The organism is Steroidobacter sp., assembly GCF_016790065.1.
Lineage (GTDB): Bacteria > Pseudomonadota > Gammaproteobacteria > Steroidobacterales > Steroidobacteraceae > Steroidobacter.
Map to the genome: position 1 here is coordinate 1 of NZ_JAEUPY010000895.1, position 8,366 is coordinate 8,366.

5 protein-coding genes are annotated in these 8,366 nt (G+C 60.4%); all 5 read right to left on the bottom strand.

All coding sequences use genetic code 11. From position 1 onward, the window contains the following. Positions 1 to 491, bottom strand: a 491-nt coding sequence (locus tag JNL55_RS35885) for a Plug domain-containing protein (protein ID WP_293866419.1), incomplete at its 3' end; no start/stop codon positions are given. Between the two features lie 125 nt (positions 492 to 616). Next, on the bottom strand, positions 617 to 3,949 hold the full coding sequence (locus JNL55_RS35890; protein WP_293866422.1) for an amidohydrolase family protein: 3,333 nt from the start codon (positions 3,947 to 3,949) through the stop codon (positions 617 to 619). A 17-nt stretch (positions 3,950 to 3,966) separates the two neighbouring features. Continuing rightward, positions 3,967 to 6,423, bottom strand: coding sequence for a penicillin acylase family protein (locus JNL55_RS35895; protein ID WP_293866425.1), 2,457 nt, complete (start codon positions 6,421 to 6,423; stop codon positions 3,967 to 3,969). Between the two features lie 64 nt (positions 6,424 to 6,487). Beyond that, entirely contained in the window at positions 6,488 to 8,017 is a 1,530-nt protein-coding gene (locus JNL55_RS35900) for an FG-GAP repeat domain-containing protein (protein WP_293866428.1), read from the bottom strand. Positions 8,018 to 8,043: 26 nt separating this feature from the next. After that, the coding region (locus JNL55_RS35905; RefSeq protein WP_293866431.1) for a serine hydrolase at positions 8,044 to 8,366 on the bottom strand (323 nt) is incomplete at its 5' end.

Below are 8,366 nucleotides of genomic sequence, written 5' to 3' on the forward strand. Positions count from 1 at the left end.
CGCTCGAATGACGGCGCCTTGGTGATGTAGCGTACCGCGCCGGCGACCGATCCTTGTCCATACAACGTGCCCTGCGGTCCCTTCAGCACTTCGACCCGCGCCATATCGTAGTAGCGAGTGTCGAGCTGATCGTATCCGGTCAGCGAAATGGGCGTTTCATCCAGGTACAGGCCGACCAGTGCTCCGGTGCCGTACTGATTGCTCAGTCCACGCATGAAGATGGTGTAGCTTCCCGGGCCGTCCTCTCGCATGGTCAAACCGGGCACAGCCAACGCCAGGTCTTGAATATTCGTGAAGCCGCGGTCCTCCAGCACCTCACCAGTGAGCACGCTGATGCTCATCGGCACGTCGAGCAGCCGCTCCTGTCGCTTCTGCGCGGTTACGACGATTCCCTCCAGTTCTGCATCCGGCCCATCCTGGCCCAGGCTCGTCAGCGGTTGCGCCATCGCCACCACCGAGGCTACAAGCAAAGTCGTCGCTCTGTATCTCATCACCAGCCTCCCCAGTTATATACGACGTTTTCAGAATAGAACATCGACAACTGGGCTCGGTGCGAAGCACGAAACGCTCGGTGTTCCCTCCACACCGGAGCGCCTCGAAAGCTACCGGTGTCGAGTCATTGCCCGGTCCAGGATTCGTTCCAATCGATGCCCTGACGATTTTGCAACTCCCAATAGAAACGCGAGCGCGGCCGATCGTAGTTGCCAACTTCATTCATGCTCAGCGAGTCGTACAAGCGGCCGTTCAACATCGTGTAGCGAACAGTATTGGTGTTGTGAATATCCTCGAGCGGATTGGCATCGAGCACGATCAGATCGGCCAGCATGCCCGGCTGCAGCGAGCCGATCTGACGCTGCAGTGCCAAGGTCCTGGCACCGTTCGAAGTCGCGGCACGCAGCACATTGTGATTGCTCATTCCGCCTTCGGCGAGCAGCCACATCTCCCAGTGCAGTCCCAACCCCGCGATCTGCCCATGCGATCCCGCATTGACCAGCACACCGGCGTCGTCGAGTTTCTTGTTCGCACGCGACACCGCACGAAAGCCGATGTCGTACACCTCGTCGGCCGCATGGATGCTAGTCATGTTTCTGACGTAAGGAGGTGCAGCGCCGGGAGCGTTGATCGGACTGTAGCGACTGGCAGGCAGTTCCTGCACATACGCCTTGACCTTCGGATCGTCCCAGCTGCGCTGTGTCTGATACATGTAGTTCTCGCCGAACAGCTCGCCGAAGGTAACCACCAGCGTCGGCGTGGTCGCCGTCATCGAGCGGCCGAACAATTGCACGACGTCGTCGTAGTAATTGGCAATCGGCAGGCTGTGCTCGAGCGTCGTGTGGCCGTCGAGGATCATGGTAATGTCGTTGTGGAACAGGCCCTCGCCTTCCACGTCGATCATGATGCCCGCTTCGCGCCCCGCCTTGACCAGCATCTGCCGCTGCCGCCGCGATGGCTGCTTGTAACTCTTGATGTATGTACCGCCGAGCGCGCGCTTGCGCTCCATCACCTTTCGGGCATCGTCGAAGTCCGCGATAGGTACATAAGCCGCGTCGAGTTTTTGCGACCGCCCGTAGATGACGGCACCCGACGGAATCCACCGTGGACTCACGGTAATGCCGGCGAGCATTGTCTCGTTGCTTTCGTAGGCCGGCTGCTCCGAGGAGTAAGGATCGAAGTTCGTGGTGATGCCGAAGGCCAGCTCCGCAAACCTGGCCGGCTGTTTTTGGGAAACTGCACCGGTGAGATAACAACATTCATTGTGGCCATGCATGTCGATGAACCCTGGCATTAGGGTCTTACCGGTTGCATCAATGATCTTGGCGCCGGCCGGGATGCGCACAGCCTCACTCGCGCCCACTGCAACGATCCGGTTTCCCTCGACGACCACGCTGCCGCGCTCCAGGACTTCATCGTCGCGCATGGTGATCACACGTGCGTTGATAAACGCTACGGTTCCGCGCGGCACATCGGCGGGCACGGTCAGATTGATCTGTGCATAAGGTACCGCCGGAGCCGGCTGCGATGACGACAGCTTTGCAGGTTCGGCGCGGTACAACGCGGGTCCGAGCGTCCAGTACAGGCTCGACGAATCACTCGTCCATGTAAGCGAGTAGCCACCCAGCTGCGTCAATTTGGCTATTGGCACGAGTGCCGAACCCGATGCGCTCAGGAGCAACGGATGACCCGTGTCCCGATAGCGCGCGACGTAATATTGTTGTCGCTCACGAAATGCGATCCAACGCTGATCGGGACTGATGCGCAGGTCCAGAGTATCGACGTCCGGCGTCACTGCATGATCGCGCACATCGCTACCATCGAGCGTAGCGCTGCGCAGGAATCGAACCGTGCGTGCAGACAGCCCTCCGGGCGCCGATGCGCCGCTGGACTCCACCGACGTGTAGTAGATGCGAGCGCCATCGGCGGAAAAGGACGGCGATTCACTACCGTCGCTGACGAAACGTCCGGCACCGCCGCGCACCGGCACGACATAGATTCCCGGCGTCGTGCGAAAACCACCCAAAGCTTTGTCGCCGGCGTGAATTCGATACACCAGCCATTTGCCATCCGGCGAGAATGCCGGTTCGCGAATCAGACCTCGGCTTGCCGTCACGACGGTGGAAGCGCCACTAGGCGCCAGCAGCCTGAGCGCGCTGCCCCGCTCGTCGTCCCACTCGACGTAAGCGAGCTTCTTGCCGTCCACAGACCACGCTGGCTCGAATTCAAAAGCAGTCGCTTTCGTCAGCCGGGTGGGAACGCCATCAGGCAGTGCTTTCCGCCACAACGAACCGAGCGCCGTGAACACCATATTTCGGCCATCCGGAGACGGCGCCAGATGCCGCACTGTGCGCACCGTGACTTTATCGGGCGCCAGGTTCTGTTCGACGCGCACCGCATCGGTGATGCGATGGCGGGCGTGCACACGAAACGGAATTTCCTTGGCGGCGCCGCTATCCACGTCGATTCGATAGAGCTTGCCTTTGCCCCAGATCGCCACCTGCCGGTTGTCGGGGAACCAGTCGAACCGTGGATAGTAAGCACTCTGCTGTTCGTAAGACGCCTGCACGTCGCGATCGAGCTGGTCATAGACCGGGCGCTGCTCGCCGCTATCTATGTCGTAAACAAACAGCACGGTCTTGCTCATCACGCGGCGTACGAAGGCGATCCGTTTGCCGTCCGGCGAGATCTGCGGCGACGTCGCTCCACCGAATCCGCCAATCAACTGTTCCGCCCGCCCTGTCGCAAGTTCACGGCGACGAATGACGTAGTTCATGTGATTCGCATCGACATAAATAGTCGGTGCCGTGACCCTCTCGGTGTAATAGAGGAACCGGCCGTCAGGGGAAAAGCGCGCCTCCTGCACATCGCGGCCGCTCTTCGGCGAATCTACCAACAGCTGGCCCAAGCCACCGGCAAGATCGACCAAGCGGATTTCTGAGGTGTCTCGCTTGGCAAATGGGGTGTAGACCTTGACGAGCGCGATCGACTCCTCCTGCGGCCCCCAGATGGGAGCCGCGACCATATCGACCGTCTCATGCGTGATCTGCCGCGACGCTGAACCATCGGCGTTGGACACCCACGCATTGTCGGCCCCGCTAGCATCGCTCAGGTACAGGATGCGCTGGCCATCCGCGCTGTAGCTTGGATAGCGCTGCATCGCCGGTCCTCCATGGACCAGCGTCGCATCGCCGCCGTCGGTCGACAGGCTGTAGATGTCACCCAGCAGATCGAACAGCAGCACAGAGCCGTTGGGGTGCACGTCGACGCTCATCCACGTGCCTTCGGACACCGTGAACTCGGCATCCTTGTACGGCTGCCCGGTGTCGTTGACATCCCAATCGCCTGCTTGCGATGAGCAAGCAAAAAACACGCAAAGGCAGCCAACGATTGGCCACAGCGACGGCGCACGTCGCCCCTTCACCACTGACCCGGCACAGACTCGCTCGCTCGACATCACGATCCTCCGCGCAGCTACGGCTGCAGCGTAATGCGTGTACGTGAGACTTCCTTGACTTTCTTTGCACTGAACGCAATCGGAAACGGCTCATTCCTGCCCCAACGAGCGGCCAGGTCCGAGTAGTGCCGGCTGCCGAGTTGAGACTCGTTGCCGGGCGTGTTCAGGCCAAGCGACCGGTCCCAGTCCTGGACATCCAATACGAACATGACGGACGCGCCAATCCCCTGGTCAGCCCCTTTGGCAGTCGCGCCACCGGTGAGTTGCACCGTTGAGCTGTCACCACCGCGCGGCACCGGCGGTATGGCGGCCAGTGTGGCAACCTCTCCATTCGCCAGCGGGTGGATGAAACGCGCCTGATGCAGATTGCCCCACGCCCAACGCGAAGGATCGTCGCCGGCCTGCTGCTTGATCGCGGCAATCGCTTGTTCGAGTGCAACCAGGAGCACCTCGTCACGGCCCGCCGCCGGGTTCGGACCGAAGTCTTGGTCAGGCTGTTCCAACCAGCTGATGAGGCGACGCATGTCGTAGCGCGCACTGCCACGCGCAGCCTCTGGCAGCTTCTTTGCGTAGGTAAGCGGATTGAGCTTCAACAACCAGTACTCGTAAATGGTCGCGGCCACCGAATCTACGTCGACGTGGAAATTCCATTCGGCAAGCGTTGCCAATGCACGGCTGACTTCGGGTTTCTCGGACCGCAGGCCTTTGAGCAGCGGTACCAGTCTGCGTGCGGGCAACGAGACCACGTCTGCCTGAAGGCGACTCATGTCGTGGATGTCGAACTTGCGCTGCTCGCTCAACACCTCCACCACGCGGTCATAGCGATACGGTGTGAGGTACTCGAACGCAAACGGCGGCACGGTCAGTCCAGGGAACGTCGAAGGAAAGACGTTGTTGTTCGACGACGCGTAGAAACCACGTTTTCCATTGAGTTCCTTGGGTAGCGTCGTGGTCGGGATATAGCCCTGCCATTCATAGCGCCCTTCGTGGCCTGGGACGGGAAACAAACCATTCCAGTTGGGACGATTCGGTGTCAGTCCGGTCGAGACATAGCCGTAGTTTCCTTGGGTGTCTGCATAGACCAGGCTGTGATGACCGTACCACGCACTCGCCGCGGCCTTGGTGAAGTCAGCCCAGTTGCGGGACTGCATCAAGCCGAGCGAACCAAGATATCCATGTCCGCCAGTTTCGTAGCCGCTCCAGCGCATCGCATAGGCGCGCTGCCTTGCCGTGTCTTCATGCAGCAGCGGACCATGCCGCGTGGTCTTGACCTCGAAGCGCACCGTCGCTGCGCCCTTGACCGCGATCTGCTCGACATCGATTTTCATGGGCAACCACTCGCCCTTGTACTGGTAGCTATTGGGATTCTGTGGATTGGTGCGTTCGACGTAGAGGTCCTGTTGATCGCCGTTGAGAATGGTGAAGCCCCAACCGACATGTTCGTTATGACCGATGGTGACTCCTGGCATGCCGGGCTCGGTCGCACCGATCACATTCCAACCGGGCGCGACCAGATGCACCCAGTAACGCAGCGCTGGATTCTGTACTTCGCGATGCGGATCGTTGGCCAGCAGCGGCATGCCAGTGCTGGACTTGGCGCCGCTGATCACCCAGTTGTTGCTACCGATGCCACTGTCATGCGCGAGCTGCGCCGAGTTCGCCGATACTTTCGCCGTGCCACCAATAACAGGCTGCATCTGAAAATCGAAGTCGTTGGCATCACGGGTGAGCGCGAGGATGGCGGGATTGATATCGGCCAGATCCAGGCCTTCGGGCAGCACTAAAGGCGTCGGCGGATCAGTCACGGTGACCTCTGCCGTTTTCTCCAATCCCAGCGTCTTGACCGACAAGGCACGCGCCACTTCGCTAGCGATGTTGCGAGTGATCGACCAGACCGGCATCCGACTCAACAGGGTTTGTGCGGTCCAGACCGGTTCCGGCTGGAAGCCGGACAGTTCGAATTCCACCGGCACTTTATCGGCAGCGATGGCGGCACGAATGGCTGCGTTGACGCCGGCCGCGAAGGCCGTGAAGATGACTTTGCCTTCAGGATGATACTTACGGAGCTCGGCGTCCCAGTCGCCCCGATACTTCATCACACGTGCGAATTTGTCGCGCTCCAGGTATTTCGGGCCCAGCACTTCGGCCAATCTCCCGTCCGAATTCCGCCGCCACAGTTCGATGTTCCACATGCGGTCTTGAGCGGCGATGAAGCCCTGAGCGAAGAATAAGTCGTGCGTGTTGGCTGCATAGATATGCGGGATGCCCCACTGATCGCGCACCACATCCACTGGCTTCTGCAAGCCGCTCACTTTGAGCTTGCCCTCGTGCTGCGGAAGCTTTGCCTGCGCTCGCGCGGCGAATGCCTGTGCGGGATCTGGAGAGTTTTGCGCGAAGGCTTCTATCGGCAGCGCCATCATGAGCGCAGACAATGTCAGCGGGCGGATCGAATGACACAGTGCTTGCAAGCGCATGAGAACTCCGGTTAACACTGAATAGAAATAGCGCGACGAATTGCAGTTGAGGCGCGAGGGCTGCTCACTGGCCTTCAATCACGACCAATGCTTTGTCCGAGTAGCGAGCCGCAGTCACCTGGTTGATGACCTGTGTCTTGCGACCGGTCGATGTCAGAAACGTCACTTCGACTCTCACGGTCGAATTGCCAGCGAGACCGAAATGCGTCGGCATGACACTTTGAGCAGCGTAAGCATGCCCTGGCGACACCAGGCGCGAACCCAGTAGCTTGCCGTCAGCTGCGTACACACGGACCTCGGAGCCCGCGCGCGTCGCGTTCTTGCCTCGATCCAACACCTGAACCTGCAGGGACGAGTGGCGTTGCTGTTTGGGTAGCTCATTACGGAACAGCGGATTACGAGCGCCCTTACCCCAGGTCTGCGCGAGCTTCAGATCCAGATCCCCGTCACCATCGTAGTCCGCCCACGAAATTCCGTGATCGGCCGCATGCAACGCACTGTCCTTGGTCAGCACATCGACGAAGCGGCCGCCTTCGTTGTGATACAGATAATCCTTGGCGACTGTCTTCTCGCCCTCTCCCTCGTATCCGGTGACGTAAAGATCCAGCAGCCCATCGTTGTCGTAGTCGCCCCACTCCGCGCCGACCGTATGCTTCTCTCCGGAGATGCCCACGCTCGCAGCAACTTCGCGAAAGCTGCCCGCGCCTTCATTGCGATACAGCAGGTTGGCACCGTAAGTGCTGACGAAGATGTCGAAATCGCCATCGTTGTCATAGTCGCCCAGCGCACAGATCACTCCGCCCTGATCCACCGAACGTTGCGACTGGTCCATGCCAAGCTGCCTGGCGATGTCGGTGAACTTGCCGGCGTCATTGCGAAAGAAGCCGTCCTTGTCGCCCTGTTGATTGGCAACGAACACGTCCAGGTCGCCGTCCTGATCGAAGTCGAACCAGCACGAACCTACCGAACGGCGCGGATCGTTGAGTCCGCTGACGCCGCTGATGTCGACGAAGCGCCCGCCATCGTTGCGATACATGCGATTGGACGTGTAGCGCTGGGTGACGTAGAGATCGAGATCGCCATCGTTGTCGAAATCGATCCAGGTCGGATGTCGCCCGCTGGGTCCGGTGCCGGCGACGCCGTGTGTCTCGGCGACATCGGTGAACGCGGTGGCGCCATCGTTTCGATACAACGAACTGCTGACGATGGTGGCGCCTGACTTGCCGATGCCACCACCGCGTCCGGCGCGTGACGCAAACAAATCGGGGTCGCCGTCGCCATCGTAGTCGCCCCAGGCCAGGCCGCGCATTTCCCCCGGCCCGCTCACAGGCAGGCCGAGCTGTGGACCGATGTTGACGAACGATCCGCGGTCGTTGCGATACAAACGCAGCTCCCCGCTGTCAAATGCCACCGCCAGATCCAGGTCACCATCCCGATCGAAATCAGCCCACGCGCTGGCGAGCGCGCCGGGGGCGGCAAACAGGTCCGGCTGGACCGCGCTGAATGTCGCCTCGGCACGTGCAGGTGTCCCGTGAAACATGGCCGCGCACGCAAACAAACTGGCGACTCGAAGTGCAGAATCTATTTTTTTCATGAGTATCACCGGCGGATAAGAGAACGTCAGCGCAGCGTGGCCGCGACACTGTTGAAAAAATCGTTGTCGACGATGCCCTCGGCGAAGCGAGGCTTGGAGCGCTGGCTCAGGGTCACGATCACCACGCGCTGCGCCGGATTGATATAGATGTATTGCCCGAAAATGCCTCGGGCCGTGAACGCACCATCGGTGAATGTTCCATCGCTATCGGGGCACGACCACCACATGTAACCGTAGTCAACCTGCTTGCCACCGATGAGCCGGGGCGCGGTTGCCTCTTTGAGCCAGCCATCTGGCAACACGCTGCGTCCGTTGCTGATGCCACCGTCGAGAAAGAACTGCGCGAAGC

Coding starts and splice junctions, on each gene's coding strand:
- JNL55_RS35890 (WP_293866422.1), bottom strand. CDS start 3,949: ATGTCGAGCGAGCGAGTCTGTGCCGGGTCAGTGGTGAAGGGGCGACGT.
- JNL55_RS35895 (WP_293866425.1), bottom strand. CDS start 6,423: ATGCGCTTGCAAGCACTGTGTCATTCGATCCGCCCGCTGACATTGTCT.
- JNL55_RS35900 (WP_293866428.1), bottom strand. CDS start 8,017: ATGAAAAAAATAGATTCTGCACTTCGAGTCGCCAGTTTGTTTGCGTGC.